24 protein-coding genes are annotated in these 26,682 nt (G+C 73.0%); 5 read left to right on the top strand and 19 right to left on the bottom strand.

Annotated features, from left to right (window positions below; translation table 11 throughout):
• Nucleotides 1-48: 48 nt before the first annotated feature.
• The 4 genes from GA0070621_RS01145 to GA0070621_RS01130 form a co-directional block, all read right to left on the bottom strand.
• A complete protein-coding gene (locus GA0070621_RS01145; RefSeq protein WP_091190655.1) occupies nt 49-2,199 on the bottom strand; it encodes a YhgE/Pip family protein in 2,151 nt (716 codons plus the stop codon).
• Nucleotides 2,196-2,942: an ATP-binding cassette domain-containing protein gene (locus tag GA0070621_RS01140; RefSeq protein ID WP_091201844.1), complete on the bottom strand. Its 747-nt coding sequence runs from the start codon at nt 2,940-2,942 to the stop codon at nt 2,196-2,198. Before GA0070621_RS01140 ends, GA0070621_RS01145 begins: the two co-directional genes overlap by 4 nt.
• A gap of 120 nt (nt 2,943-3,062) precedes the next feature.
• Nucleotides 3,063-3,902: a GNAT family N-acetyltransferase gene (locus tag GA0070621_RS01135; RefSeq protein WP_091190651.1), complete on the bottom strand. Its 840-nt coding sequence runs from the start codon at nt 3,900-3,902 to the stop codon at nt 3,063-3,065.
• A gap of 88 nt (nt 3,903-3,990) precedes the next feature.
• Nucleotides 3,991-5,217, bottom strand: a complete 1,227-nt coding sequence (locus tag GA0070621_RS01130) for an MFS transporter (RefSeq protein WP_091201842.1) — start codon at nt 5,215-5,217, stop codon at nt 3,991-3,993.
• A gap of 122 nt (nt 5,218-5,339) precedes the next feature.
• On the opposite strand from GA0070621_RS01130, the gene GA0070621_RS01125 reads away from it, so the two are divergent.
• Nucleotides 5,340-5,927: a PadR family transcriptional regulator gene (locus GA0070621_RS01125; protein WP_091190647.1), complete on the top strand. Its 588-nt coding sequence runs from the start codon at nt 5,340-5,342 to the stop codon at nt 5,925-5,927.
• Nucleotides 5,928-5,987: 60 nt separating this feature from the next.
• Here GA0070621_RS01125 and GA0070621_RS01120 read toward each other — a convergent pair whose 3' ends face one another.
• Nucleotides 5,988-6,809, bottom strand: a complete 822-nt coding sequence (locus tag GA0070621_RS01120) for a class I SAM-dependent methyltransferase (RefSeq protein WP_091190644.1) — start codon at nt 6,807-6,809, stop codon at nt 5,988-5,990.
• A 130-nt stretch (nt 6,810-6,939) separates the two neighbouring features.
• Between GA0070621_RS01120 and GA0070621_RS01115 the strand changes: the two genes are divergently transcribed.
• The gene (locus GA0070621_RS01115) at nt 6,940-7,626 is read left to right on the top strand and encodes a winged helix-turn-helix transcriptional regulator (RefSeq protein WP_091190640.1); all 687 of its coding nucleotides are present in this window, start codon (nt 6,940-6,942) and stop codon (nt 7,624-7,626) included.
• A 66-nt stretch (nt 7,627-7,692) separates the two neighbouring features.
• Here the strand turns inward: GA0070621_RS01115 and ispG are convergent, their stop codons facing one another.
• The 7 genes from ispG to GA0070621_RS01080 all read right to left on the bottom strand — a co-directional run bounded on the left by ispG (nt 7,693) and on the right by GA0070621_RS01080 (nt 15,232).
• On the bottom strand, nt 7,693-8,865 hold the full coding sequence (gene ispG, locus GA0070621_RS01110; RefSeq protein ID WP_091190638.1) for a flavodoxin-dependent (E)-4-hydroxy-3-methylbut-2-enyl-diphosphate synthase: 1,173 nt from the start codon (nt 8,863-8,865) through the stop codon (nt 7,693-7,695).
• A 9-nt stretch (nt 8,866-8,874) separates the two neighbouring features.
• On the bottom strand, nt 8,875-10,122 hold the full coding sequence (locus GA0070621_RS01105) for a M50 family metallopeptidase (protein WP_091190634.1): 1,248 nt from the start codon (nt 10,120-10,122) through the stop codon (nt 8,875-8,877).
• Nucleotides 10,122-11,333, bottom strand: a complete 1,212-nt coding sequence (gene dxr, locus GA0070621_RS01100; RefSeq protein WP_091190630.1) for a 1-deoxy-D-xylulose-5-phosphate reductoisomerase — start codon at nt 11,331-11,333, stop codon at nt 10,122-10,124. Before dxr ends, GA0070621_RS01105 begins: the two co-directional genes overlap by 1 nt.
• Before the next feature lie 56 nt (nt 11,334-11,389).
• Nucleotides 11,390-11,860, bottom strand: coding sequence for a roadblock/LC7 domain-containing protein (locus GA0070621_RS01095; RefSeq protein WP_167666481.1), 471 nt, complete (start codon nt 11,858-11,860; stop codon nt 11,390-11,392).
• Nucleotides 11,857-12,228, bottom strand: a complete 372-nt coding sequence (locus GA0070621_RS01090) for a roadblock/LC7 domain-containing protein (protein ID WP_091190626.1) — start codon at nt 12,226-12,228, stop codon at nt 11,857-11,859. Before GA0070621_RS01090 ends, GA0070621_RS01095 begins: the two co-directional genes overlap by 4 nt.
• Nucleotides 12,229-12,458: 230 nt before the next feature.
• A complete protein-coding gene (locus tag GA0070621_RS01085; RefSeq protein WP_091190622.1) occupies nt 12,459-12,998 on the bottom strand; it encodes a GNAT family N-acetyltransferase in 540 nt (179 codons plus the stop codon).
• A 59-nt stretch (nt 12,999-13,057) separates the two neighbouring features.
• Nucleotides 13,058-15,232 carry an MMPL family transporter gene (locus GA0070621_RS01080; RefSeq protein WP_091201837.1) on the bottom strand — a complete coding sequence of 725 codons (2,175 nt, stop codon included), beginning with the start codon at nt 15,230-15,232 and terminating at the stop codon, nt 13,058-13,060.
• A gap of 110 nt (nt 15,233-15,342) precedes the next feature.
• Here GA0070621_RS01080 and GA0070621_RS01075 point away from each other — a divergent pair, with 110 nt between their 5' ends.
• Both GA0070621_RS01075 and GA0070621_RS01070 read left to right on the top strand, forming a co-directional pair.
• On the top strand, nt 15,343-16,080 hold the full coding sequence (locus tag GA0070621_RS01075) for a TetR/AcrR family transcriptional regulator (protein WP_091190618.1): 738 nt from the start codon (nt 15,343-15,345) through the stop codon (nt 16,078-16,080).
• 11 nt (nt 16,081-16,091) lie between these two features.
• The gene (locus tag GA0070621_RS01070; protein WP_091190615.1) at nt 16,092-17,693 is read left to right on the top strand and encodes a phytoene desaturase family protein; all 1,602 of its coding nucleotides are present in this window, start codon (nt 16,092-16,094) and stop codon (nt 17,691-17,693) included.
• Nucleotides 17,694-17,846: 153 nt separating this feature from the next.
• Here GA0070621_RS01070 and GA0070621_RS01065 read toward each other — a convergent pair whose 3' ends face one another.
• Nucleotides 17,847-19,403, bottom strand: a complete 1,557-nt coding sequence (locus tag GA0070621_RS01065) for a Rieske 2Fe-2S domain-containing protein (RefSeq protein WP_091190612.1) — start codon at nt 19,401-19,403, stop codon at nt 17,847-17,849.
• A 127-nt stretch (nt 19,404-19,530) separates the two neighbouring features.
• Nucleotides 19,531-20,400, bottom strand: a complete 870-nt coding sequence (locus GA0070621_RS01060; RefSeq protein ID WP_091190609.1) for a tetratricopeptide repeat protein — start codon at nt 20,398-20,400, stop codon at nt 19,531-19,533.
• Between the two features lie 89 nt (nt 20,401-20,489).
• Between GA0070621_RS01060 and GA0070621_RS01055 the strand changes: the two genes are divergently transcribed.
• Nucleotides 20,490-20,714 (top strand): DUF2631 domain-containing protein, encoded by a 225-nt coding sequence (locus GA0070621_RS01055; RefSeq protein WP_091190605.1) that lies wholly within the window; start codon nt 20,490-20,492, stop codon nt 20,712-20,714.
• Between the two features lie 119 nt (nt 20,715-20,833).
• Here GA0070621_RS01055 and GA0070621_RS01050 read toward each other — a convergent pair whose 3' ends face one another.
• The 5 genes from GA0070621_RS01050 to pyrH all read right to left on the bottom strand — a co-directional run bounded on the left by GA0070621_RS01050 (nt 20,834) and on the right by pyrH (nt 26,636).
• Nucleotides 20,834-22,081: a DivIVA domain-containing protein gene (locus GA0070621_RS01050; RefSeq protein ID WP_091190602.1), complete on the bottom strand. Its 1,248-nt coding sequence runs from the start codon at nt 22,079-22,081 to the stop codon at nt 20,834-20,836.
• Between the two features lie 31 nt (nt 22,082-22,112).
• Nucleotides 22,113-23,261: a 23S rRNA (adenine(2503)-C(2))-methyltransferase RlmN gene (rlmN, locus tag GA0070621_RS01045; RefSeq protein ID WP_091190598.1), complete on the bottom strand. Its 1,149-nt coding sequence runs from the start codon at nt 23,259-23,261 to the stop codon at nt 22,113-22,115.
• 104 nt (nt 23,262-23,365) lie between these two features.
• Nucleotides 23,366-24,664 carry a phosphatidate cytidylyltransferase gene (locus GA0070621_RS01040; RefSeq protein WP_091201835.1) on the bottom strand — a complete coding sequence of 433 codons (1,299 nt, stop codon included), beginning with the start codon at nt 24,662-24,664 and terminating at the stop codon, nt 23,366-23,368.
• 570 nt (nt 24,665-25,234) lie between these two features.
• Nucleotides 25,235-25,792, bottom strand: a complete 558-nt coding sequence (gene frr / locus GA0070621_RS01035; RefSeq protein ID WP_091190595.1) for a ribosome recycling factor — start codon at nt 25,790-25,792, stop codon at nt 25,235-25,237.
• A 76-nt stretch (nt 25,793-25,868) separates the two neighbouring features.
• Complete coding sequence (pyrH, locus tag GA0070621_RS01030; RefSeq protein ID WP_091190591.1) at nt 25,869-26,636, bottom strand: UMP kinase; 768 nt, start codon at nt 26,634-26,636, stop codon at nt 25,869-25,871.
• Between the last annotated feature and the right edge of the window lie 46 nt (nt 26,637-26,682).

Genomic DNA, 26,682 nt, shown 5'->3' with positions numbered 1-26,682 from the left:
CCGTCGGGTACCGGCCGCCGGGGCGACCCGACACACCCATGAGCATCCTCACATGGCGAGTTCGGGGTGCAGTTTGGCCGGGGTGAGCCGGCGGGACCGGCGCGCCGCGCCGATGGCGAGCAGCACCGCGCCCGCCCCGAAGGCGACCAGCACCAGCGCCCCGGTGAGCACCGGCCCGGCCGGGCCGCCGTTGATGGTGTGCCGCAGGCCGGCCACCACGTACGTCATCGGCAGCCAGGGGTGGATCGCCTGGAAGAAGCCGGGCGAGGTCTGCACCGGGTAGGTGCCGCCGGAGGAGGTGAGCTGGAGCATCAGCAGGGCGAGCGCGGCGAGCCGGCCGGCGGGGCCGAGCGCCACGCCGAGCAGCTGCATGATCGCGGTGAACGCCAGCGAGGTCAGCGCGAGCAGGCCCAGCGTCGCGGGCCCGTGCCGTGGGTCGAGGCCGAGCACCAGGGTGACCACGGTGAACAGCACCCCGGCCTGGGCCAGGCCGATCGCCGCGGCGGGCAGCCAGCCGGCGAGCACGACCCGCCAGCCGGGCGCGCCGGACATCACGTGCCGCCGGTTGACCGGCCGCAGCAGCATGTACGTGATCATCGCGCCGACCCAGAGGGCGAGGGCCAGGAAGTACGGGGCGAAGCCCACCCCGTACGAGCCGGCCAGGTGGTGCGCGGTGCGGATCAGGTCGACCGGGTCGCCGAGGACGCCGGAGCGGCTCGCCGCGTCGTGGTACCCGGGCAGCTTCCGCTCCCCGGCGGCGAGGCCGTCGGCCAGCTCGCCGGCACCGCTCTCGAGCCTGGTCAGTCCGTCGACAAGCCGTGCCCCGCCGGAGCTGAGCTGGGCCAGCCCGCCGTCGAGCTGGCGGGCGCCGGTGGCGAGCCGGTACAGCCCGCCGCGGAGTTGGTCGGCGCCCTCGGTGGCGTCGCCGAGCCCGTCGCGGAGCCTGGCGCTGCCGTCGGCGAGCGTGGTGAGCCCGGCGGCGAGCTGGTCGACCTTGGCTCGGGCGGCGGCGACGTCGTCGCCCAGCCGCGGCGCGGCGGTGGCGACCTCGCCGGCGGTCCGTGCGACCTCGGTCAGCTGCTTCCTCAGCGCGGCCAGGTCGGTCCGGTCGAGCGTGGACACCATGGCCCGGGCGGCGGTGACCGCCCGGTCGGCGGCCTGCCGGGCGGCGACGAGATCCGGGTCGTCGGCCAGCTCGGGGTGTGCCTTCACCACCGCGTCGAGGCGGTCGCGGGCCTGCTCCGCCCGGGTCACCACCTCGTCCGCCTTCGCCGGCAGCGCGTCGAGCCCGTCGGCGAGCGCCTGTGCGCGCTCGGCGACCAGGGTGGCGGCGCGCTGGATGTCGGCAGCGTTCTTGCGCAGCAGCGGCTCGTACCGGCCGGCGGCGGCGTCCACCTGGGCCGCGGCGGCCCGGGTCTCGGTGGCCGCCCGGTTGGTGCCGTCGGCGAGCTGGGCCGCGCCGGTGTAGAGCTGGTCGAGGCCGCCGGCCAGCTTCTCGGCGCCCCGCACGGACTGGTCGAGGCCGCCGGCGAGCTGCCCGGCGCCGTGCTCGGCGCTGCCCAGCCCGTCGGCGAGCTGCCCGGCGCCCTGCTGCGAGGCGCCGAGCCCGTCGTGGAGCTGCCCGGCCCCGTCGGCGGCCCGGCCCGTCTCGGCCTTGGCGTCGGTGAAGCCGATCAGCATCCGGTCGAAGTACGACGCGGCGGCACTCTCCGCGGCGGCGGCCCGGATCTCGCTGAACGCGGATCGGGCGAGCAGCCCGGAGAGGTAGTTGGTGGCGTCGTCGTTGACCAGCTTCAGCTCGCCCCGGCGGGCCGGCTGGTCCGGGTCGGGGCCGACGGCCAGGGTGGCGGAGAAGTCCGCCGGGATGGCGAACACCAGGTGGTAGCGGCCGTCACGCAGCCCCTCGGTGGCGTCGGTCTGGTCGGTCACCGTCCAGCCGAAGACCTTCCGGTCCAGCAGCTCCTCGGTGAGGTCCCGCCCGGCGTGCACCTCGCTGCCGTCGGCGGCCATCGCCTGCCGGTCGGCGTTGACCAGGGCGACCGGGATCCGGTCGAGGTTGCCGTACGGGTCCCAGAAGGCGTAGAGGTAGAGGGCGCCGTAGAGCAGCGGGATGACGGTGAGGACGGCGAGCGCGGCGCGCGGCAGCCGGCCCCGGGTCATCCGGCGCAGCTCGAACACGGCGAGTCGGACGACGCTCACGCGGCCACCTCGGGGGTCTGGTGCCGGGCCGTCGCGGGCGGGGACACGAGGGTGGGGGTGGGTGGGGTCGGCCCGGCCGGGGCGGGCCGGCCCGGGTCGCCGATCCGGTGCACGATCGCGGTGCTGCCCGGCTCGACCGCGCGGGCGCTGGCGATCACGGCGTACCCCTGCTCGGCGAGGCGGGCCAGGGTGGCCCAGATCCGGGCCCGCTCGGGCGCGTCGGAGCCGGCGTCGACGTCGTCGGCGACGATCAGGTTAGGTCCACTCAGGCCGGCCAGCACCAGGCCGAGCACCTGCCGCTCGACGGGGGTGAGGTCCCGGCCGTACCGGTCGGGGTCGAGTGGGACGCCGGTGCAGCCGGCGCCGGCGAGCGCGGCGGCGAAGGCGTCCCGGCGGTACGCCCGCCGGGCCCGCACGGCGGCGACCGGGACGAGTTGCCGGCGGCGGCACGGCACCGGCCCGAGCAGCAGCAGGCGCTCCTGGATGTGCTCGGCCACGGTCAGCGTCGGGTCGGCCTCGTGCACCCCGGCGACCTGCCCGAGCGCGGCGTTCCCCCGGCGGCGCAGCTCCCCCTCGTTGTACGGGAAGCGCCCGGCCAGGGTGAGCAGCAGCGAGGTGCGTCCGCTGCCGGGCGGCCCGGTGACCGCGTGCAGTTCCCCCGCCTCGGCGGTGAGGTCGACGTCCCGGTAGACCCAGCCGCGCCGGGTACGCAGCCCCAGCCCGCTGGCCTCGACGATCTTCATCACCCGTCCCATTTTCTAGACTGACTGGTCAGTACAAAAACATGGGCAGCGTAACGCCTCCTGTCCGGTTCGGCGCAATTCGCAGCGACGTGATCCCGGCCATGCCGCCGGTCGGCCGGCTCAGAAGAGGACGGTGGCGAGGGTGCCGACCGGGCGGAACCCGCAGCGCTCGTAGACCCGCCGGGCGGGCAGGTTGAAGTCGTTGACGTAGAGGCTCACGGTCGGGGCGACCTGGACCAGGGCGTCGCGCACCACCGCCGCCATCGCCCCCGTGGCGATCCCCCGCCCCCGCCACTCCGGCGCCACCCAGACCCCCTGCACCTGGGCGGTCCGCCGGGTCACCACGGCCAACTCGGCCTTGAAGATCACCTTGCCGTCCACGAACCGGGCATAGGCCCGGCCCGCACGGACCAGGTCGGCCACCCGCCGCCGGTAGCCGCGCCCGCCGTCCTCGGCCAGCGGCGAGACCCCGACCTCCTCGGTGTACATCGCCACCGCGGCCGGGAAGAGCCGGTCGACCTCACCGGCGCGTACCCGGCGCACCTCCGGGTCGGCCGCCACGGCGGGCAGCGCGTCCGTGGCCAGCAACGGCTGGTTGGGGCGTACGTCCCGGGCCGGCCCCCAGTACGCGGAGAGGCGGTCCCAGAGCCCGAGCACCGCGTCGGCCCGCCCGACGATCGAGGAGCAGAGCCGTTCCTCGCTGCTCAACAGGTCGGCGAAGGCGGCCACCGCGGGCTCCGTGGCGAGCACCGGGGTCAGGTTGCCGCCCAGCCAGCAGATCGACTCCAGGTTGCGCCGGGCGCCGTAACCCAGGATCCGCCCTTCGGCCCGCCACCAGGCCAACCCTCGGGCGGCCACCCGCTCCGCGACCTGCGCGCCGCCGAACGGGTCGAGGTCGAGCAGCCGTTCGACCGCGCGGCGCTCCGACTCCCCCAGTTGGCGTACGGGCACGGTGAGCACGGATACCAGCCTGCCAGATGCGACCCGGGGCGCGCGGGCCGACCTGCGGACCCCGACGGGCATCGCGGACCGGCAACCGAGCGGCGACTCAGCCAACCGGAACCGGAGCGGCGGCCCCCTCGACCGGCCGGGTGCGTCCGGCCCACGCCACCACCGGCGGCACCAGCGCCCCGAGCAGGAGGAACAGGACGCCGAGCAGCAGCCAGCCCGGTACGCCCCAGCCGACCGCCAGGGTGGTCACCACCACCGGCGCGACCATCGAGCCGAGCTGCATACCCATCCCGTACGCGCCCTGGTACTGGCCCTGGGCGTGGGCGGGAGCGAGCCCGAACGAGACGCCCCAGCCGGCCGCGGCGTGCCACAGCTCCCCCACCACGTGCACCAGCGCCCCGGCCAGCAGCAGCACGACGGCGACCGGGGCGGACACCCCGCCGCTGGCCGCGAAGAACAGGCAGGCGACCGCGATCACCGCGCCGGCCCGCCGGGCGGCCCGGGCGGCCCCGGTCAGTTCCTCGGTGCCCCGCGAGGCGCGGACCTGGAAGAGCACGACCATCACCGTGTTGACCAGCAGGCAGCCCGAGACGAGCCAGCGCGGCGCTTCGGTGTGCTCGGCGATCCAGAGCGGCAGGGCGATGTTGATCAGCCCGAAGTGCATGGACATCAGTCCGTCCAGCACGGTGAAGGCGAGGAACGGGCGGTCCCGCAGCGCGATCAGGCGCGGGCCGTGCGTCGGCGCGGGCACCGGCGGCAGCGCGGGCAGCCGGAGCAGGATCGCCGCCGCGCCCAGGTAGGTCACCGCGTCGAGCAGGATCAGCGCCACGTACGCCGGACGGGTGTCCGCCGCGATGCCGAAGCCGGCGGCCACCGCCCCGACGGAGATCCCCACGTTGGTGACCGCGCGCAGCCAGGCCCGGGTCCGGACCCGCTGGTCGGGCGGGACCGCCCCGGCGATCAGCGCGCCCCGGGCGCCCCGGCTGACCGCGTCGGCGACCGCCATCAGCACGCCGACCGCGAGGAACGTCGGGAACGACCGGACGGCCACCAGGGCGGCGGTGAACGCGGCCGAGGCGAGCAGCGCGGCGAGTTGCATTCCGCGCGGGCCGTACCGGTCGGCGAGATAGCCCATCGGGGTGCTGGCCACGAGGCTGACCAGCGCGGTGACGGTGAGGCCGACGCCGACCTGGGTCACGGTCAGCCCCACCGACCGGGTCAGGAAGAGCGCACTGACGGTCAGCCAGGTGCCCCGGCCGACGGTGTTGACCAGCGTGGAGAGGGCGAGGGTCCGGGCCGGGCCCGGTTCGGGAAGCAGGCGCACGGGCGACACCATAGCAAGACGTACGTACGGTTTGCAGTCCCGCCTTGGCCAACCGTCTTGTCGGCGATGCATTTCCGATATATCGTCGAGGTATCAGTGATACGACGACCAAGGAGGACGCGATGGGTTTCCATCGACGACTGCACGAGATGCACGACCGGCGGATGCGAGGCTTCGGCTTTCCGCCCGTACCGCCCGGCCCGCCGCCGTTCCCGCCCGGCCCGCACGGCCACGGGCACGGCCGGGGTGGGCGGGGCCGCGGGCGCGGACGCCGACCCAACGTGCGCGGCGCGGTGCTGGCCCTGCTCACCGAGCGGCCGATGCACGGCTACGAGATGATCCAGGAGATCGACTCCCGGACCGGCGGGGCCTGGCGGCCCAGCCCCGGATCGGTCTACCCGACCCTGCAACTGCTGGAGGACGAGGGCGTCATCGCCGCCGCCGCGGACTCCGACGGCGGACGGAAGCGGTTCGCCCTCACCGAGCAGGGGCGCGACGAAGCGGCCGCGGCGGCGCAGAACCCGCCGTGGGCGGAGTTCGCCGAGACCACCGTGAACAGCTGGCACGACATCCGCGACGCCGGGCAGCAGGCCATGCACGCCCTGCGCCAGGTCATGATGACCGGCACCGACGACCAGCGGGAACGCGCCGCCCAGGTGCTCGACGAGACCCGGCGCAAGCTGTACGCGATCCTCGCCGAATCCGAGTGAGGCGGGCGTACGCACGCCGGCCGGGGTGGCCACGTGACCGCCACCCCGGCCGGCGTACGCTCAGGCGGCCCGACGCGCGGTGACGAGCAGATACTCCCAGCGCATCCTCCCGGCCTCGCTGTGCCGCCGCGCCAGGTCGGCGAGGTCCTGATCCAGGGCGGCGACCCGCTCGGGTTCACCGGCGATCGCCCGGTACACCGCGATCGTCGGTCCGTAGTGGGCCTTGAAGAAGTCGCGGAACTCCTCCGGGTTGGCGAACCGGTCCACCATGACCGCCTGACGGCGGGTGACGACATCGGTGACCCGATCCCCGAGCAGCGCACGGACATGGTCCTCACTCCCCCACAGTGGCGGGGGCTGCGCGCCCGGCGGTGGCGGTGGGGCGTACGGCTTCATCGTGGCGAACATCTGCCCGATGAACCCCTCGGGCGTCCAGTTGATCAGACCGATCGTGCCCCCCGGCCGGCAGACCCGGACCAGCTCGTCGGCAGCGGCCTGGTGCCGGGGCGCGAACATCACGCCCACGCAGGACAGGACCCGGTCGAACTCGCCGTCGGCGTACGGAAGCGCCTCGGCGTCGGCCTGCTGCCAGTCCAGCCGGGCGCCGCGCTCCGCGGCGAGCGCCCGCCCGGTCTCCAGCAGCTCCGGGGTCAGGTCGCTGGCCACCACGCTGGCCCCGGCCAGGGCCGCCGGGATGGCCGCGTTGCCGGTGCCGGCGGCCACGTCCAGCACCCGGTCGCCGGGGCCGGCGCCGGCCGCTCGGACCAGGGTCGCCCCCAGCTCGGGGATGACCTCCGCGGCGACCACCGCGTAACTGCCGAGCGCCCACATCTGCCGGTGTCCGGCCTTCACCGCCCGATCCCGCTCCATTGATTCGATCATGATTGCTCCTCCGCGTCGTCCTGATGAAACGGACGGTAGGCAGCGGGGAGGCCGCGACCTAGTACGAGATCTGTACCGCACCCGACAAGCTCCTGGTCCAGGCCTGCCCCGGCGGCGTAGCGTGCCGCTCATGGGGGCCTCCTACCACCAGTTCTGCCCCGTCGCGAAGGCCATGGAACTGCTCGACGAGCGCTGGACGCTGCTGGTCGTCCGGGAGCTGGTGAGCGGCTCCGAGCGCTTCAACGAGCTGCGCCGGGGTCTGCCGCGGATGTCGCCCACCCTGCTGTCCCGGCGGCTGCACCAGCTCGTCCGGGCCGGCGTCGTGGAGCGGCACGTCGACGGTGCCGACGTACGGTACGTCCCGACCCAGGCCGGCCGGGAACTGCGGCCGGTGCTTGAGGCGCTCGGCGCGTGGGGCGTCCGCTGGATCGGCGAGCTGGGTGACGCGGACCTGGATCCGAAGCTGCTGCTGTGGGACATGCACCGGCACGTGAACCACAACGCCGTCCCGGCCGGCCGGACGGTGGTCCAGTTCCGCTTCCGCGACGTGCCGGCGGACCTGCGCGACTGGTGGCTCGTCATCCACACCGGCGAGGCCGACGTCTGCGACGTGGACCCGGGCCACGGCGTCTCGGTGACCGTCCACGCCGACCTGCGCGCCCTGGTAAGCGTGTGGCTGGGCGACCTGAGCTGGCCGAACGCACTGCGCGGCGGCGCGGTGGAGGTGGCCGGCCCGGAGGCGCTGCGCCGGGCGCTGCCCCGATGGTTCACCCTCTCCGAGTTCGCCGCCGTACCGAGGCCGACGGCGCCGGCCTGACCGGGCCGGAAACGACGCGTGCGGCCACCCCCGTGAGGGCGGCCGCACGTCGGGGCGGAGCCGGGGTCAGTGCACGGTGACCGTGGCGCCGGGGACCAGGTCGCGCAGATCCTCGGGGATCTCCGCGCCCATCTCGGCGGCGAGCCGGAGCGCCTCCTCGATCAGCGTCTCCACGATCTGCCCCTCAGGCACGGTCTTGATGACCTGGCCCTTGACGAAGATCTGGCCCTTGCCGTTGCCGGAGGCCACCCCCAGGTCGGCCTCGCGGGCCTCGCCCGGGCCGTTGACCACGCAGCCCATGACGGCCACGCGCAGCGGCACCGGCAGCCCCTCCAGGCCGGCGGTGACCTCCTCGGCCAGCTTGTAGACGTCGACCTGGGCCCGACCGCAGGACGGGCAGGAGACGATCTCCAGACCCCGCTCGCGCAGGCCCAACGACTCCAGGATCGCGGCGCCCACCTTGATCTCCTCGACCGGCGGGGCGGAGAGCGAGACCCGGATGGTGTCGCCGATGCCCTCGGCCAGCAGCGCGCCGAACGCGACCGCCGACTTGATGGTGCCCTGGAAGGCCGGGCCGGCCTCGGTCACGCCCAGGTGCAGCGGGTAGTCGCACTTCTCGGCGAGCTGCCGGTAGGCCCGGATCATCACCACCGGGTCGTTGTGCTTGACCGAGATCTTGATGTCCCGGAAGCCGTGCTCCTCGAACAGCGAGCACTCCCAGAGCGCCGACTCGACCAGCGCCTCGGCGGTGGCCTTGCCGTACTTGGCCAGGAGCCGCTTGTCCAGCGAGCCGGCGTTGACGCCGATCCGGATCGGCACACCGGCGTCACCGGCTGCCTTGGCGATCTCCTTGACCTTGTCGTCGAACTGCCGGATGTTGCCCGGGTTCACCCGGACCGCCGCGCAGCCGGCGTCGATCGCGGCGAAGACGTACTTCGGTTGGAAGTGGATGTCGGCGATCACCGGGATCTGCGACTTCTTCGCGATCGCCGGCAGCGCCTCCACGTCGTCCTGAGACGGCACGGCGACCCGGACGATCTGGCAACCGGACGCGGTCAGCTCGGCGATCTGCTGGAGCGTCGCGTTGACGTCGGCGGTCAGGGTGGTGGTCATCGACTGCACCGAAACCGGCGCGCCCCCGCCCACCGGCACCGAGCCGACCATGATCTGGCGGCTGGCCCGGCGCGCGGCGAGCGGCGGCGGCGGTACGGGAGGCATCCCGAGACTGACAGCGGTCACTTCAGGCACTCACCTTGAGAAGAGCGTGATCGGGTTGACGACGTCCGCGGTGACGGTCAGCAGCGTGAACACGCCACCGATCAGGATCACCACGTACGTGATGGGCATGAGCTTGAGGTAGTCGACCCGGCCCGGGTCGGGGCGGCGCAGCCGGGCGTAGAGCCAGGACCGTACCCGTTCGAACCAGGCGATCGCGATGTGCCCGCCGTCCAGCGGGAGCAGCGGCAGCAGGTTGAACACGCCGATGAAGAAGTTCAGCGAGACGAAGAGCATGAAGAACACCAGCCAGGCGCTGTTCTCCACGGCCTCGCCGCCGAGCCGGCTGGCGCCGACCACGCTGATCGGGGTGTCCATGTCCCGCTCGCCACCGGTGACGGCGGTCCACAGGGCGGGGACCTTCTGCGGGATCCGCTGCATGGCGTGCGCGGTCTGCACCGCCATGTTGCCGGTGAAGTCGGCGGTCGCGCCGAACGCGGCGCCCGGGCCGTACTGCACCAGGGCGGGCGTGCTGGGCCGCAGGGCGACGCCGAGCGCGGAGACCGCCGAGGTGGCACCCTTCGGGTCGTCCAGCGGCGGGCGCTGCACGGCGGCCAGGTCGACGGTGGCGGTGGCCGGGGTGCCGTCGCGGACGTAGGCGACGGTGGCCGGGCCGGGCTTGGTGGCGCGGACCACGTCGAGCATGTCGCCCCAGGTGGAGACCGCCTGGCCGTTGACCGCGGTGATCCGGTCACCGCTCTTGAGCTGGGCGGTCGCGGCCGGGCTGGCCGGGTCGCCGGCCTGGCAGGCGCGGCTGGCGTTCTCCACCACCACGCACGGCGCGAGGGCGATCACCGCCGGTTCGGCCTTGAATCCTTCGTCGGTGCTCGGGAACTTCGGGTTGGGCAGGCCGGCGGTGACCGCGATGAACCAGAGCGTCACCAGGGCCAGGATGAAGTGGGTGATCGAGCCCGCGGACATCACGATCGTCCGCTTCCAGACCGGGTACCGCCACATGGCGCGCGGCTGGTCGGCCGGGTCGACGTCGTCGTCCTGCGGGGTCATCCCGACGATCTTGCAGAAGCCGCCGAGCGGAATGCCCTTGATGCCGTACTCGGTCTCGCCCCGCTTGAAGGACCACAGCGTCGGGCCGAAGCCGACGAAGTAGCGCGTGACCTTCATCCCGAACGCCTTGGCGGTGAGCATGTGCCCCGCCTCGTGCAGGCTCACCGAGATGAGGATCGCCGCGGCGAAGAGCACCACCCCGAGCAGGTAACTCATCAAGCTCCTTCCACCGAACCGACGATGATCTCCTGGGTGTACGCCCGTGCCCACGATTCGGCGGCGAGCACGTCCTCGACGGTACCTGGTTCGTCGAAGTCGGGAGCGCCGTCCAGCACACGCCGGAGGGTGTCGACGATGCCGAGGAACGGCAGCCGCCCGGCGACGAACGCCGCCACACACTCCTCGTTCGCCGCGTTGTAGATGGCCGGCCGGCAGCGCCCGGCCTCCCCGGCCGCCTTGGCCAGGGCGACCGCCGGGAAGGCGGCGTCGTCGAGCGGGAAGAACTCCCAGGTGTGGGCCCTGGTCCAGTCGACCGCGGCGGCGGCCTCGGGCACCCGGTCCGGCCAGCCGAGGCCGAGGGCGATCGGCAGCCGCATGTCCGGCGGACTGGCCTGGGCGAGGGTGGAGCCGTCGGCGAACTCGACCATCGAGTGGATCACCGACTGCGGGTGGACCATCACCTCGATGTCGGCGTACGGCACGTCGAACAGCTCGTGCGCCTCGATCACCTCAAGCGCCTTGTTGACCATCGTGGCGGAGTTGATCGTGACCACCGGGCCCATGTTCCAGGTGGGGTGGGCCAGGGCCTGCTCCGGCGTGACCTCGGTCAGCTCGTCGCGGCGGCGGCCCCGGAACGGCCCGCCGCTGGCGGTGACGACAAGCCGGCGCACCTCGGCCCGGGTGCCGCCCCGCAGGCACTGCGCCAGCGCCGAGTGCTCGGAGTCGACGGGGACGATTTGCCCCGGACGTGCCACCGCAGCCCTGACCAGCGGGCCGCCGGCCACCAGCGACTCCTTGTTGGCCAGGGCGAGGGTACGCCCGGCGCGCAGCGCGGCCAACGTCGGCGCCAGCCCGAGCGAGCCGACCACGCCGTTGAGCACCACGTCGCACGGCCACCCGGCCAGCTCGGTCATCGCGTCCGGGCCGGCCACGATCTTGGGCAGCTTGAAGTCGCCGGTGGCCCAGCCGCGCCGGCTCGCCTCGGCGTAGAACGCGAGCTGGAGATCCTGGGCGGCGGAGGCCCTCGCCACGCCCACCACCTCGACGCCCAGCTCCAGCGCCTGCGCGGCGAGCAGATCCACGTTGCCGCCACCGGCGCCGAGCGCCACCACCCGGAACCGGTCCGGGTTACGCCGGACGATGTCGATGGCCTGGGTACCTATCGAACCGGTCGAGCCGAGCAGGACAAGATCGCGGGGATACGTCACCCGGACATTCTTCCTCAGCCCGCCTGGGCGCTCGCTGGGAGCCTCAGTTTGTGTCGTCAGACCTGGGCGAGCAGCTTGGCGAGGCGTTCCGCCACCGGCGGGGCGTGCAGGTGCAGCCGAGCCACGTTGATCGCGTCCTGGCCGACCACGCAGAGCAGCGCCTCCGCACCCACCGCGTACACGGCGAAGTAGCCGGCCTGGTTGCGGACGGTGGACTGGCAGAACTCGCCCTGACCGAGGCGGAGGCTGACCTGCCGGCCCAGGCCGAAGGTCGCCGCCGCCACCGCGGCCAGGTCGTCGGGATCCAGTTCCTCCGGCACGTCGTGGGTGATGCGCAGACCATCCACACCGCCGAGCACGCTTCCCCGCACGCCGGGGATCTGCAGGCGCAGCTCGGCCAGCTCGGTCCCGATCGCCGGGTACGGCAACGACGGGTTGCCGGCCAGCGAGCGCGGAAGCGGGGCCGGTGCCGGAAGGTCGGGCTGCCGCGCGGTACGGCGGGGCAGGAATCCACCGGGGTCGTTCACAGCTCCAGCCGCTCCTCGATGTTGCGGAGCTGGTGCCGCGCGAGGGCCAGGTTGGACCGGGACTTGCTGAGCATCAGGTAGAGGAACAGCCCCTTGCCGGAGTGGCGGCTGAGCGGCCGGATGATGTGGTACTGGCTGCCGAGGGTGATCAGGACGTCCTCGATCTCGTCGTTCAGCTTCAGCATCTCGATGGTGCGCAGCTTCGCGCGGACCACATCGGTGTTGCCGGCCGCCGCGACGGTCAGGTCGATCTCCGGGGTGCCGCCGGCCACGCCGAGGGTCATCCCGCTGGTGTAGTCGACGAGCGCGACGCCGATCGCGCCGTCGATGGTCATCGCGTCCTTCAGGGCGGCGTCGAGGTTGGCCATGTTGTCTCCAGGTTCGACTGACGTATCTGCCCACGCGGCGCATGGGTCTCCGCGGGACCCCCGTCGCCCCGGTGAAGAAGTCTCGGACGAGAGTTGCACACGCGGCATCCCATCCGCACGTCAGGCAGGGGCGAACCGGCTGAGCGGGGCCCCGTGGCCGACCACCGGGCGGGTGAGACTGCCGGCGCGGCGGATGCCTCGACGCGGACGCCGTCTGATACCCCGCTTGATCAGGGGCGCAGCCGGAAGGCTTCCAGCTCGATGCCGCCGTACCAGTCGGTGCGGACGCCGAGGTGGCTCATGCCGAGCCGCCGGGCCACCGCCATCGACGGTTCGTTGCCCGCCATCACCACCGCGTAGACCTGCCGGGTGCCGGTGGCGAACTCCCGGTCCAGCACGGCCCGGGCCGCCTCGGTGGCGTAGCCGTGGCCCTGCGAGTCGGGATGCAGGTGCCAGCCGATCTCGATGTCGTCGGTGGGGGTGACACCGTCCCGCCCCGGCAGCGGCTTCACCAGGACGCTGCCCACGGCCCGGCCGGCGTCACGCGGCTCGATCGCCCAGATCCCCCACCGGCCGGCGTACGGGGCGTACCGGTCCCGCCAGGCGTGCACCCGCTCCGCCGCCTGGGCCGGGTCGGTCATCAGCCCCGCACCCCCGCCGAGCCAACGCATCACCTCGTCCCGCGAGTAGATGTCGTAGATCCGGGCCAGGTCGTCCGGCGAGTCGGTCCAGTCCCGGACCACGAGCCGGTCGGTCGAGGCGATCATCATGCCGACGGATGCTAGTGCCTTCCGGGGCCCGGCCGCGTTGATCGCCGGGCCCGGGTGGGTCACGGGACCGGGACGGGGGCGTGCGGGGCGGGGACGGGCTGGTCGGACTCGCGGATGCCGTAGCGGCGGTAGAACCGGGCCAGCGGACCGGGGGCCCACCAGTTCCAGCGGCCGAGCAGCCGCATGGTCGCCGGCACCAGCAGGGCCCGGACCAGCGTCGCGTCGACCACGATCGCCACGATCATGCCGACCCCGATGAGCTTGATGTAGGACATGCCGCCGGTGGTGAAGCCGGCCACCACGATGATCAGCAGCAGCGCGGCGGCGGTGATGATCCGCCCGGTGTGCTGGAGCCCGCCGGCCACCGCGGCGGTGTTGTCGCCGGTGCGGTCCCACTCCTCACGGACCCGGGAGAGCAGGAAGACCTCGTAGTCGGTGGCCAGCCCGAAGAGCACCGCGAGCATGAGGATCGGATTGCTCGGCTCGATGAAGCCCGTCGAGGTGAAGCCGAGCGCCCCGGCCAGGTGACCGTCCTGGAAGATCCAGACCACCACGCCGAACGACGCGCCGATCGAGACCAGGTTCATCAGCACCGCCTTGACCGGCAGCACCACCGAGCCGAAGGCGAGGAAGAGCAGCAGCAGGGTGGCGACGGCCATCAACAGGGCCATCCACGGCAGCCGGTCGCCGAGGCTGTCCAGCAGGTCCCGGTCGGCGCCGGGTCGCCCGCCGACCAGTACCTCGGCCCCGGCCGGCCCGGGCAGCCCGCGCAGCTCGCGGACCACCCGCTGGGCGACGTCGCCGGTCGGCTCGCCGGGGTAGCTCACCGAGAGCAGCGTGGCCTGCCCGCGCTCGGCGGCGACCCGTACCCCGGTCACCCCGGGCACCGCCGCGATCCGGTCGGCGAACCCGCGCGCCGCCTCGGCCGGCGCCCCGGAGACCAGCACGTCGATCGGGGCGACCTGGCCGCCGGGGAACTCGGCGGCGATCCGCTCGGAGACCACCCGGGGCGCGGCGTCCGCCGGCAGCACCCGCTCGTCGAAGCCGCCGAAGGTGACCCGCAGGAACGGGGTGGCCAGCACGCCGAGCAGCACCGCGACCCCGACCAGGTAGCGCACCGGGCGGCGCATCACGCTCCGCGCGATCCGGGCCCACGCGCCGCCCCCGCCGGCCGCCGCCGGTCCGGTACGCCGCGTCCCGCGCCGCCACGGCAGGGGTACGCGCAGCGCGTCGATCCGGTGCCCGAGCACCGCCAGCAGGGCCGGCAGCACGGTCAGCGCGGCCAGCATGGCGACCAGGACGGCGGCCACGCCGCCGAGTCCCATCGAGCGGAGGAACGACTGCGGGAAGATCAGCAGGCTGGCCAGGGCGAGGGCCACGGTGAGCCCGGAGACGAGCACGGTGCGGCCGGCGGTGGCCATGGTGCGCCGGATCGCCTCGGTGGTGTCGTGCCCGGCGGCGAGTTCCTCCCGGAACCGGCTCACCACGAACAGCGCGTAGTCGACGGCCATGCCGAGGCCGATCAGCGTGATGATGTTGATCGCGAAGATCGATACGTCGGTGAACAGGTTCACCACCCGTACGGCGACGAACGCGCCGAGGATGGCCAGCCCGCCGATGAGCAGCGGGGTGGTGGCGGCGACCAGTCCGCCGAAGATCAGCACGAGGAGCACCAGCAGCACCGGCATGGACAGCGTCTCGGCGCGGGTGATGTCCTTGGTGGTCTGGGTGTTGGCGTAGTGCTGGAAGGCGACGGTGCCCCCCACCTCGGTACGCAGCCCGGGGACGTCGAGCGCGGGGCGCAGCGCCGCGAACTGTGTCGACCGCGCGTCCTCGTCCGCACCGGCGAGCCGGACGAGGGCGTACGTGGCCTGACGGTCGGTGGCGACCAGGGCCGGGGTGGGGCTGTCGTACCAGGTGGTCACACTGGTCACCGCGGACCGCCCGCGCAGGCCGGCGACGGTTGCGGTGACCGGGTCACGGAACGCCGGCTGGTCGACGGTGGCGGTGTCGCTGGACCAGAGGACGATCACGTCGGCGCCCTGCCGGCCCAGTTCGGCGGTGATCCGCTCGGCGGTCCGGCTGGACTCGCTGGCCGGGTCCTGGAAGCCGCCCCCGGTCAGTTCGCCGAAGACGCCCGCACCCCAGGTCGAGCCGAGCACCACGAGCGCCACGGCGGCGGCCAGCACCGCCCACCGGGCGCGCACCACCACTCGCCCCCACCAGGCGAACATCGCCATTCCTCCTCACCGGCCGTTAAGGTCGTATCCGGTAACCATCGATCATCTGAGTGAACGGCGTTTACTATGACAACGGCGTTCTCTCCGGTCAAGGGGGCTGACGGATGACCGCACCCACCCGGCGGGAACGCCTGCGCACGGCGACCCTCTCCGAGATCAAGGACGGGGCGCGGCGGCTGTTGGTGACCGGCGGGGTCGAGGCGGTCTCACTACGGGCGATCGCCCGGGACATGGGCATGACCGCCCCGGCCATCTACCGGTACTTCCCCAGCCTGGAGGCGCTGGTCGCCGGGCTGGCCGGCGACCTCTACGACGAACTGCGCCAGGAGATCGAGGCGGCCCGGGACGCGGCGAGCCCGGACCCCACCGGCCAGCTCCTCGAAATGTGCCGGGCCCTGCGGCGCTGGGCCGTCGGCCACCCCGCCGAGTTCACCCTGATCTTCGGCAACCCGGTCCCCGGGGTGGCCGGGCTCGCCGATCAATGCGCCGACCCCGACCATCCGGGGGCACGCCTGTGCGCGGTCTTCCTCACCCCGTTCGTGGAACTCACCCGGGGCAGCCGGCTGCCCACCCCACCGGCGGAGCTGCTCCAGGAACAGCTCGGCGGGCACCTCGCCCCGCTGACGACCAGGCACGGCACCCTGCCGATCGAGGTCGCGTACGCCTTCCTCTCCGCCTGGACCCGGCTCTACGGCCTGGTCGCCATGGAGGTCTTCGGGCACCTCGGCTGGGCGGTCGACGAGCCGGCGGCGTTCTTCGAGACCGAGCTGGTCAGCCAGCTCGCCCAGCTCCGTCCGGCCGACCCCGGCGAGACCCTCCCCCAAGGCGGCGCGCGCCACTAGGCTGCCCGGACATGAGCGAGCAAAGCGTGCTGCCGTCCCGCGTCGACGTCGTCGTGGTGGGTTCCGGGCACAACGGACTGGTCTCGGCGATCCTGCTGGCGCGGGCCGGCCTCGACGTGCTGGTGCTGGAGGCGGCGGAGGTGATCGGCGGCGCCACCCGCACCGAGAACCCGTTCCCCAGGGTCCCCGGGCTGCGCCACTCCACCGGCTCGTACCTGCTCGGGCTGATGCCGCCGGAGCTGCTCGCCACGCTGGACGTGCACATCCCGGTGCTGCGCCGCGACCCGCACTACTTCCTGCCCACCCCGGGCGGGCTCGGCTCGCCGTACCTGCTCTTCGGCAGCGACGCCGCGGCCAGCCGGCGGCAGCTCGCGGAGATGTTCTCCCCCGCGGACGCGGCGGCCGACGACGCGCTCCAGGCCGAGCTGGCGCAGCTCCGCGAGGACCTGGCCCCGACCTGGCTGACCGAGCCGCTGCCGGTCGAGGAGACCGCCGAACGGTACGTCCGCCCGGCGCTGCGGCAGGTCTTCGTCGACCTGGTCCGCGGCTCGGTCGCCGACTACCTGGCCCGCTTCGACTTCCGCTCCGAGCTGCTGGTCAGCATGTACGCGGTCACCGACGGCCTCTCCGGCCTCAACGCCGGCCCGGACGACCCCGGCACCGGGCACAACTTCCTGGTGCACAACATGTGCCGGCTGCCCGGATCGGGCGGCACCTGGATGATCGCCCAGGGCGGCATGGGCACCGTCTCCCGGACCTTCGCCGAGGCCGCCCGCGCCGCCGGAGCGACCATCCTGACCGGTACGCCGGTCACCGCGATCACCCTCGACGGCGGCACCGCGTCCGGGGTCGTCCTCGCCGACGGGCGGGAGGTGGCGGCCTCGGTGGTGCTCGGCGCCTGTGACCCGTACCGGCTGCTGGAGCTGCTGCCCGACGGCGCGGTCCCGGCGGCGCTGGGCGAGCGGATGGCGGCGGTCCGCCGCCCCGGCACCACGCTCAAGCTCAACCTGGCGCTGCGCGGCCTACCTCGGTTCTCCTGCCTGCCGGCCGACGCGCCCAGCCCGTTCGGTTCCACCATCCACCTGCTGCCCGGCTCGGCCTCGCTGGTCGGGCAGGGCGGCGAGTCGCCGATGGCCGCGCTGCGCGCCATGTGGGCGGACGTGCGGGCCGGGCGGCTGCCTGCGGAGCCGACCATCGAGTGGTACCTGCACACCACTGTCGACCCGTCGCTGGCCGACGAGGCCGGGCACCACTCGTCGGCGCTGTTCGTGCAGTCCGTCCCGTACGAACTGGCCGGCACCACCTGGGACGAGGCGCTGCCCGGCTACGTCTCCCGACTGGTCGACATCTGCGAGCGGTACGCCCCCGGCACCGGCGACCTGATCGCCGACGCGGTGCCGCTGGCCCCGCCCGGCATCGAGAGGCACTTCGGCATCACCGGCGGCCACATCCACCACGTCGACAACACCGTCTCGTTCACCGACCGGATGCCGTACGCCACCGGCATCGACGGCGTCTACGCCGGCAGCGCCGGCTGCCACCCCGCCGGCAGCGTCATCGGCGCCGCCGGCCACAACGCCGCCCGCCGCATCCTCACCGACCTCTCCCACTAACCCCGCCCCCACCCTCCCCCTCCCCCTCTACATCCCCCTCCCCCGCGATCTTGCACTTCCGGCCTCTCGTTCGCGGCCTTCGTCCCTTTTGTTCGGACAGCAAGTGCAAGATCGCGGGAGGGGGATGGAGGGAGGGGGGAGGGGGTTAGGGGGTTAGGGGGTGGGGGTGTCGGCGCGGTGGGCGCGGATTTTGTGGCCGACGCTGGTGAGGCAGCGGCCGCTGGCCAGGTCGAACTTCCAGCCGTGCAGCTGGCAGGTGAGCTGGTCGCCGTCGACGATGCCGAACCGGCTCAGGTCCGCCTTCAGGTGCGGGCAGCGGCGCTGCACCACCCAGCCGTCAAGCGTGATGTCCTCAGCGTCGACGGCCCGCTCGTGCTCGTCGTACCAGCCCTCCGCGTACTGGAGGCGCTCCTCGGAGAGGCACTTGAAGAAGGCGTAGACGAACTCGTTGTACTGGCCGATCCGGGCCGCGGAGAAGCGGCAGGAGAGGAAGAGCGAGTTGACCCAGTCCACCTCGCCGATGTGCAGCAGGTGCTCGATCAGCGCCCGCTCGGTACGGAACCGGTAGCGAACCTTCTCGTCCGCGTACGGCCGGACCTCCTTCTCCGGGAAGTCCACCACGATGGATTCGACGCTTTCCCCGTCGTACCCGACGAGATCGAAGCGGACCGGGCCGCCGACGCCCTTGGCCAGGTAGATCGACTCGTCCAGCAGCGGCTCGATCCGGCGCTTCATCTCGCCGAGCACATCGACCTCGGGGTGACGCCAGGACGCCTTCTCGGCCTCGATGATCGGGCGCTTGCGCTCCCGCATCTCCTCCAGGTGGGCCACCTTGTTGGCGAAGAACTCCTCCACCGGCATCGGGTGGGTGGTGGTCGCTCCCTCGGTGGTGACCTCGGTGACGCTGCCCGGCAGCAGCACGATGCCGTTGGTGCCGCCGACCTTGGCGTACTCGGCCAGGAAGACCGACTGGTCGGGGAAGATGTTGCCCTCGTCGTCGAAGATGTCGTTGAACTGCCACAGCTCGTCGTCGAGGAAGCAGGGCGGCCCGGCGATCGGGAAGACGTGGTCGGCCTTAAGGTCGTCGATGTAGCGCCAGGTGCGGTCGAACTGCCGATCCCGCTTCTGCTTGCCGAACGCGGTCTTCGCCGCCTGCGGCAGCTCGTAGACCATCGGGTACCAGATCGCGCCGGAGAACTGGAGCATGTGCGCGTGCACGTGGCCCAGGTCGGCGAAGACGCTCAGATCGGTCGGACGGGCGTCGTTCTGGTTGAGCAGCCGGACGCCGTCGTACTCCACCCAGAGCGAGGAGTCACCGATCGGGCCGTCGGTCGGGCTGGTCAGCGCCTGGATCATGATCTTCAGGCCGCCGGGCAGCTCCACGACCTGCTCGTTCGGGGCCTTGAGGAACTTGGTGAAGCCCAGTTCCCGCAGCTCGTCCTCCATCTCCGAGGTGGGGAACTCGGGGAGCAGGACGGTGGCGTCCTTGCTGACGAAGTCACGCAGGTGCTTCGCGTCGAAGTGGTCCCGGTGCAGGTGCGACACGTAGAGGTAGTCGACCTGACCCAGGGTGTCCCAGTCGAGCTGTGAATTGTCCGGGAAAGGGAACCAGGAGGCGAAGTAGGCGGGATTGACCCACGGGTCGCACAGGATGCTGCCCGCGGCCGTGTCGATCCGCATGCTGGCATGTCCCGTACCGGTCACTCGCACCGCAGTCTCCCTCAAAAAAGGCAATCAGGCGTACGTCAAGACGCTACCGGAGGCAGTGTGATCGTCGTTCCGCGACGCCGGTAGTGCCCTTCCGCCCCGTTCAGGACGGGACCAACGGCCCGGGCGCTCAGCCCCGCACCGGCCCCGCCCAGCTCCGGCGCTCCGGCGCGGCGGCGCACCAGCCGTCCATCAGCGCGGAAATCCGGTCGGCCGGCGCCGCGAGGTACACCTGCTGCCCGCCCGCGATCTGGTGGTCGCGGTCCTGGGTCACGTTCCCCTCGCTGCAACACGCGCAGAGCACCCGGACCCCGCTGGCCGGCTCCGCCGCGTACCCCTGCTCGTCGAAGAGCACGGCCAGGGCCCGGACGTCCTCCGGCGTGTCGGCGGCGACCTCGACGATCGTGGTGGGCAGCTCGGAGGCCCGGAACAGCAACAGCTCGTCGAAGACCGGGTACGTCCGGCCGTCGACCTCCCGCTCCCCGTTCGGAGCGCCGTCGTGCACCACGATCTCGCCGTACCGGCGGCCCGACTCCGGCGTCGGCACGTTGAGCACCCGGGCCCGGGTCGGGCAGAGCCGCTGCGCCCAGACCACCTCGCCGCCGCCCTGCCCGGTGGTCAGCCGGATCGGGGTGGGCCCGAAGTCCGCCACGATCTCACCGTCGCCGGCCGGGATGGTCAGCCCGTAACCCTGCCAGGCGTCCCGGGCCGTCGCCCAGTCCTCCATGATCGTCGCGGCGATGCCCAGGTTCCAGAACGCCGGGTCCTCGGTGCCCCGCTTGGCCCGCGCCGCCGCCTCCCGGCCCAGCTCGTACGCCTTCGCCCAGTTGCGCAGGAACTTGTGCGCCAGCGCGGCGTCATACCACCAGACCCCGGCCCGGCGGTGGTCCGGCAGGCGCCGCGCCAGGCGCTCCAGCGACTCCCCGGCGACCGCCCAGTCCTCCGCGTCCCACGCCTGGTACGCCGCCTTGAGCAGTTCGCGGTCTTCCGCGCGGGTCATGCGTCCCCCATCAGGTCGGACCCTGCGCCGGGCCCGGCACGGGGCGTGCCAGACTAACCGGAGATCCGATCGCGAGGGAAGGACCGACAGTGGCAGGAAGCGAGCCGGTAACCGCGCCAGATCAGCACAAGCCCGGACACCGCAGGTCCGGACGGATCGGTGCGGTGCTGTCGGCGGCGTTGTTGGTGGTCATGGCGCTCTGCGGCAACCACGAGGGCAGGGTCGAGGACATCTGGCTGATCGGGATCGCCGCGCTGCTGCTGGCCATCGTGATCGCCGACGCGGTGCTGCGCCGCAGCGGCCTGCGGTCCTGATCCGGCGGTCACGCGCTCGACCGAAACGCGCGAGGGCCCGCCCCCGGTTCGGGGGCGGGCCCTCGTCTGTTTCACGGCAGGCCCTCGCCCGGTTCGGGGTGGGCCTCGTCGGCGACGGTTCAGCGGCCGAGCAGGATGTCCTGCACGTCCTTGAGCGCGGCGTCGACCTCGGCCTCGAAGTAGCCGCCGGGCACCAGCCCGAAGCGCAGGGTGTCCAGGTCCTTCGGGTTCACCGGCATCGGGTTACGGCCCTGCATGCCGCCGAGCAGGCTGTCGAAGAACCGGTCGACCTGGTCCGGGTCGTACCCACTGCCGAAACGGCGTACCTGGAAGCTACGGCGGATCTGGTCCACCCGGTAGAGGTCGCTACCGGGTGGGCCGGCCATCGGCGGACCGGCCATCGGCGGACCGGCCATCGGCGGACCGGCGGGGGGCGGACCGGCCATCGGCGGGCCGCCCATCGGACCGCCTCCGAAACCCTGCTGAGGCACGGGAGGCGGGCCGCCCGGGCCCCGGCCGCGCGGGTCACGCAGGTCCCGCTCGGGCATCCGGATCTCGGCCGTCATGTCGGGGCGACCACGCCGGCCGGCCTCGAAACCGTCGAACCGGTCATCGGGACCGTAGCCGCCGGGCCCCGGGGGCAGGCCGCGGGGCGGCGGTCCGCCGTGCCCCATCGGGGCACCCGGGCCCATCGGACCACCCGGGCCCATTGGACCGGGGCCGGCCGGGCCGCGGGGCGCGTCGTACCCGCCGCGCGGGCCGTCGTACCCGCCGGCGAAGGCACCGGTCGGCTCGTCGTAACGGCCACCACCGGTCGGGTCGTCGTAACGGCCGCCAGCAGTCGGCTCGTCGTAGCGGCCGCCGCCGGTTTGCTCGTCGTAGCGGTTGCCGCCGGTCGGCTCGTCGTAACGGTTGCCGCCGGTCGGCTCGTCGTAGCGGTTGCCGCCGGTCGGGTCGTCGTAGCGGTTGCCGAAGCGGTCGGCGGGCGGGCCGGCCTGCGCGGGCATCGGTCGGGGCTGCATCGGCGGCTGCGGCACGGGCGAGAGGCCGCGGTCGTCGCGCATCGGCGGACCGTGCCGGTCGGCCATCCGGGGGTCGCCACCGCGCCCGCCAGGGACGCCGCCCCGCTCCTCCAACTCGGCCAGCTGCCGCTCCACCCGGTCGAGGTGCAGGTCGACCTGCCACTCGTCGTAGCCGTTGAACCGGACCCGGAAGACGACGTCGTGGACCTCCTGGGAGGCGACGGGCGCACCGACCGGCTGGCCGGCGAGGGTGGCCTCCACCCTGTCCAGGAAGGCGTCGACCTCGTCGACCTTGTATCCCCGGCGGAGCGCCTTACGCCGGAAACGCTGACCCTGACTCGCCACTATGTCTCCTGGTCTCGTTCGCTACGCCCGGTCACGCCGTTGCCTCCCGCGGCGTGTCGGTGTCCCTGTCCTCGGCGGCGGCGAGCTGCCCACACGCGCCGTCGATCTCGCGCCCCCGGGTGTCCCGCACGGTGGTCGACACCCCGGCCTCGCGCAACCGCCGGACGAACTCCCGCTCGACCGGCTTCGGGCTGGCGTCCCAGCGGCTGCCCGGAGTCGGGTTGAGCGGGATGAGATTCACATGTGCCAGCTTGCCGGCCAGCAGCCGCCCGAGCAGATCGGCCCTCCACGGCTGGTCGTTCACGTCCTTGATCATCGCGTACTCGATCGACACGCGACGCCCCGTCGTGGCCGCGTAGTCCCACGCCGCGTCCAGCACCTCGGACACCTTCCAGCGCTGGTTGACCGGGACGAGTTCGTCGCGCAGCTCATCATCGGGGGCGTGCAGCGACAGCGCAAGAGTCACCGACAGGTCTTCGCTGGCCAGTCGGCGGATGGCCGGCACCAGGCCGACCGTGGAGACGGTGATGTGCCGCTGGGACAGGCCGAGCCCCTCCGGGGCCGGCGCGACCAGCCGGCGGATCGCCGCGACGACCCGCGAGTAGTTGGCCAGCGGCTCGCCCATGCCCATGAAGACGACGTGCGACAGGCGCGGCGGCGAGCCGGCCACCGCGCCCGAGGCGGCCACCCCGGCGAGGTAGACGGCCTGGTCGACGATCTCCGCGGTCGACAGGTTACGGGTCAGGCCGGCCTGTCCGGTGGCGCAGAACGGGCAGGCCATGCCGCAGCCGGCCTGGCTGGAGATGCAGACGGTGACCCGATCCGGGTAGCCCATCAGCACGCTCTCCACCAGCGAGCCGTCGTGCAGCCGCCAGAGCGCCTTCCGGGTGGCACCGTCGTCGCAGGCCAGCTCGCGTACGGGGGTGAGCAGGTTGGGCAGCAGCGCTCCGGCCAGCCGCTCCCGGGCGGCCGCCGGCAGGTCGGTCATCCCGGCGGGGTCGCGCACCAGCCGGCCGAAGTAGTGGTTGGAGACCTGTTTGGCCCGGAAGGCGGGCTCGCCCAGCTCGGCGACCAGCGCCTGCCGGCCGGGCAGATCCAGGTCGGCGAGGTGACGGGGCGGCAGCGCGGGCCGTCGGCCGCGAGCGTCGGGGTCCACGGGGATCAGGGGGAGGCTCGTCATGGCGCGTCCAGTCTGACACGCCCGGCGCGGGTCGTACCCGTCCGTAGGTCCCGAATCGGCCTTGACCGGCCGGTGGATGCGGGCCCACCCACGTGATTCATCCCTCAGCCCACCGCCGGCACCAGGACCGTCAGCAGCAGATACGCCGTCGGCACCGCGAACAGGATCGAGTCGAGCCGGTCCATCAGGCCACCGTGCCCGGGGAGCAGGTTGCTCATGTCCTTGACCCCGAGATCCCGCTTGATCATCGACTCGGCGAGGTCGCCGAGAACCGCCGCGCAGGCGATCGCCACCCCGAACAGCGCACCCCACCACGGGGCCAGCTCGAAAAGCAGCCAGAGCAGCAGGGCGCTGCCCGCCGCGGCGGCGGTTAGCGAGCCGGCGAAGCCCTCCCAGGACTTCTTCGGGCTGATCCTGGGGGCCATCGGATGCTTGCCGAAAGCGACGCCGGCCGCGTACCCGCCGGTGTCGGAGAGCACCACGGCGACCAGGGTGACCAGCACCCGCAGCGGGCCGTCGCCGGGGGCGGCCGCGAGCATGGCTGCGAAGCCGCCGAGGAAGGGCACGTACACCGCGATCAGGGTGGCCGCGGTCAGGTCACGCTGATAGTTGCCGGGGCCGTCGCCCAGGCGCCAGATCATCGTGCCGAGCACGGTGACCAGCAGGCCGAGGCTCTGCGCGTCCGGGCCGGCGAACCAGGCCAGCCCGACGGTGATCACGCCACCGGCGATCAGCGGCGGCAGCGGCGGGTGGGCCCCGCCACGGCGGACCGCCCGGGCCATCTCCCAGGTGCCGATCGCCACCGCGGCGGCGATCACGGCGAGGAACGCCGGCGGATAGAGGAAGAGCGGCACCAGGATCGCCGCGCCGAGAGCGAGGCCGACACCGATCGCCGCCGGCAGGTTGCGGCCGGCCCGGCCGGTCGCCGGCTGTGCCGTGGCGGGCCGGTCGGCGCTGGCCCGGCGACGGCCGCGCCCCCGCCGGCCCGCCGCCGGCTCGTCCCGTACCGCCGCGAGCTGGCCGGTCGGCTCGTCCTGCCCTGCGGCAAGCTGGTCAGGTTCGTCCCGCACCGGGGCGATCTGGGCGGTCGGGTACTCGTCATCCGGCACGTGGAGGCGGCTACCCCGAACCGGCTCGTCGTAGCCCCGGTCACGGGGATCGTGGTCCGCGTCCGGGTACCAGGAATCACCCCGATGGCCCGGGCCGCCGTCGCGGTAGCCCTGGCCGGCGTCGCGGTAGCCCTGGCCGGCGTCGCGGTAATCCGGGCCCGCGTCCCAGGGGTCGCGTTCCTCGCGGTACGCCGGGCCGCCATCCCACCGGTGCTCCTCGCGATCCGAGTCGCGGTAGGCCGGGCCGGCGTCCCACCGGTCGTGCTCCCCGCGGCCCGTGTCCGGGCGGCCCAGGTCGTCGCGGTAGCTGGTCTGGTCGCGCGGACCGCGGTCCGCCTCGCGGTACCCCCGGTCGCCCCTGCCGTGGCCGGGACGATCCTCGTACGGCCGGCGGCCCGGCCCGTCGTACCGGTCGTCGTCGGGCCCGGGACGGGCGTACGGGTCAGTGGCGGAACGGGTGCGCCCGGACGATTCCACGTACGCCTCCGGGCCGCCCGACTGGCGCCAGGGCTGCGGTTCGAGGTCGGTCTCGGGCCACGGCAGCGGGGCCGATCGGTCCCAGCCGCGTGACTCGGCGGCGCCGTAGGGGTCGGGGCGGGACATCACGTACCGAGCGGAAGCGGTACGAGAGCCACCACATGACGCAAGACCAAGACCATCCCCTACAGGCGTGACTGTTCCGGTTGACCGACCCGACGGCCGGGAGATCCCCGCCGTTCACCCCGTGGTGGTCGGGGGTCGTGCCGAGCCTACTGCACCGGGGAACCCGGCACGGCGGACGATGGCCCGGCCACGACGACGGCACCGGCTCCGCCACCCGGGCTGGGCGGCGGCACGCCGGTGCCGTGACGGGTGGCGGGCCGCTCAGACCTCGAGCAGCTCGTTCTCCTTGTGCTTGACCAGCTCGTCGACGTTGGCGACGAACCGCTGGGTCAGGTCGTCCAGCTCCTTCTCGGCACGCCGGCCGTCGTCCTCGCCGACCTCGCCGTCCTTGACCAGGCGGTCCAGCTCTTCCTTGCCCTTACGGCGGATGTTGCGGACGGCCACCTTGGCCTCCTCGCCCTTCTGCCGGGCGACCTTGATCATCTCGCGGCGCCGCTCCTCGGTCATCTGCGGGAGCAGGATGCGCAGCTGGTTGCCCTCGTTGTTCGGGTTCACCCCGAGGTCGGAGTCGCGGATCGCCTTTTCCATCGCGTTGAGCTGCGAGTTGTCGTACGGCTTGATGATCACCATGCGCGGTTCCGGGACCGCGATGGAGGCCATCTGGGGCAGCGGCGTGGGGCTGCCGTAATAGTCGATGACGATCCGCGAGAACATGGCGGCGTTGGCGCGACCGGTGCGGATGCCGCCGAACTCCTCCTTGGCGTGCTCGATGGCACGCTCCATCTTCTCCTCGGCCTCGAGGAGGGTGTCGTCGATCACCGGTCTCCTCGCCTCCTTCTGTTGCTCGTCGTGAACTGGGTCGTATCGGAGGACCGCTGCCGGCTCGGCGGGCCGCTCAGGCGGTGATCAGGGTGCCGATCTTCTCACCGCCGACGGCGCGGACGATCGTGTCGTCGCCCTGGGCGCCGAAGACCAGCATCGGCAGGCCGTTCTCCATGCAGAGGCTGAACGCCGCGGCGTCGGCCACCCGCAGGTTGCGGCGCAGCACCTCGGAGAAGGTGATCGAGTCGAGCTTGCTCGCGGTGGGGTCGATCCGGGGGTCGGCGGTGTAGACCGCGTCCACGCCGTTCTTGCTCATCAGCACCACGTCGGCGCGGATCTCCAGCGCCCGCTGGGCCGCGACCGTGTCGGTGGAGAAGTACGGCATCCCGGCGCCCGCGCCGAAGATGACCACCCGACCCTTCTCCAGGTGCCGGATCGCGCGCAGCGGGATGTACGGCTCGGCGACCTGGGCCATGGTGATCGCGCTCTGCACCCGCGTCTCGATGCCCTCCTTCTCCAGGAAGTCCTGGAGGGCCAGGCAGTTCATCACGGTGCCGAGCATGCCCATGTAGTCGGCCCGAGCCCGGTCCATGCCGCGCTTCTGCAGCTCCGCGCCGCGGAAGAAGTTGCCGCCACCAACCACCACGGAGACCTGTACGCCACGGCGGACCACGGTGGCGATCTGCCGGGCGATGCCCTGCACGACGTCCGGGTCGACGCCGATCGCGCCGCCGCCGAAGACCTCGCCCGAGAGCTTCAGCACCACCCGTCGGGCCCGGCCGGGCGGTGGGGCGGTCGGATCATCCGCCGCCAGGCTCCGGTCACTCACAACCTGCGTCATCCGCCCCGCCCCTTCCGTCGCGCACCCCGGGCGCGCGTACCGCGTA

Source organism: Micromonospora narathiwatensis, from assembly GCF_900089605.1.
Classification (GTDB): Bacteria; Actinomycetota; Actinomycetes; order Mycobacteriales; family Micromonosporaceae; genus Micromonospora; species Micromonospora narathiwatensis.
This window is presented reverse-complemented; position numbering and strand designations above follow the sequence as displayed.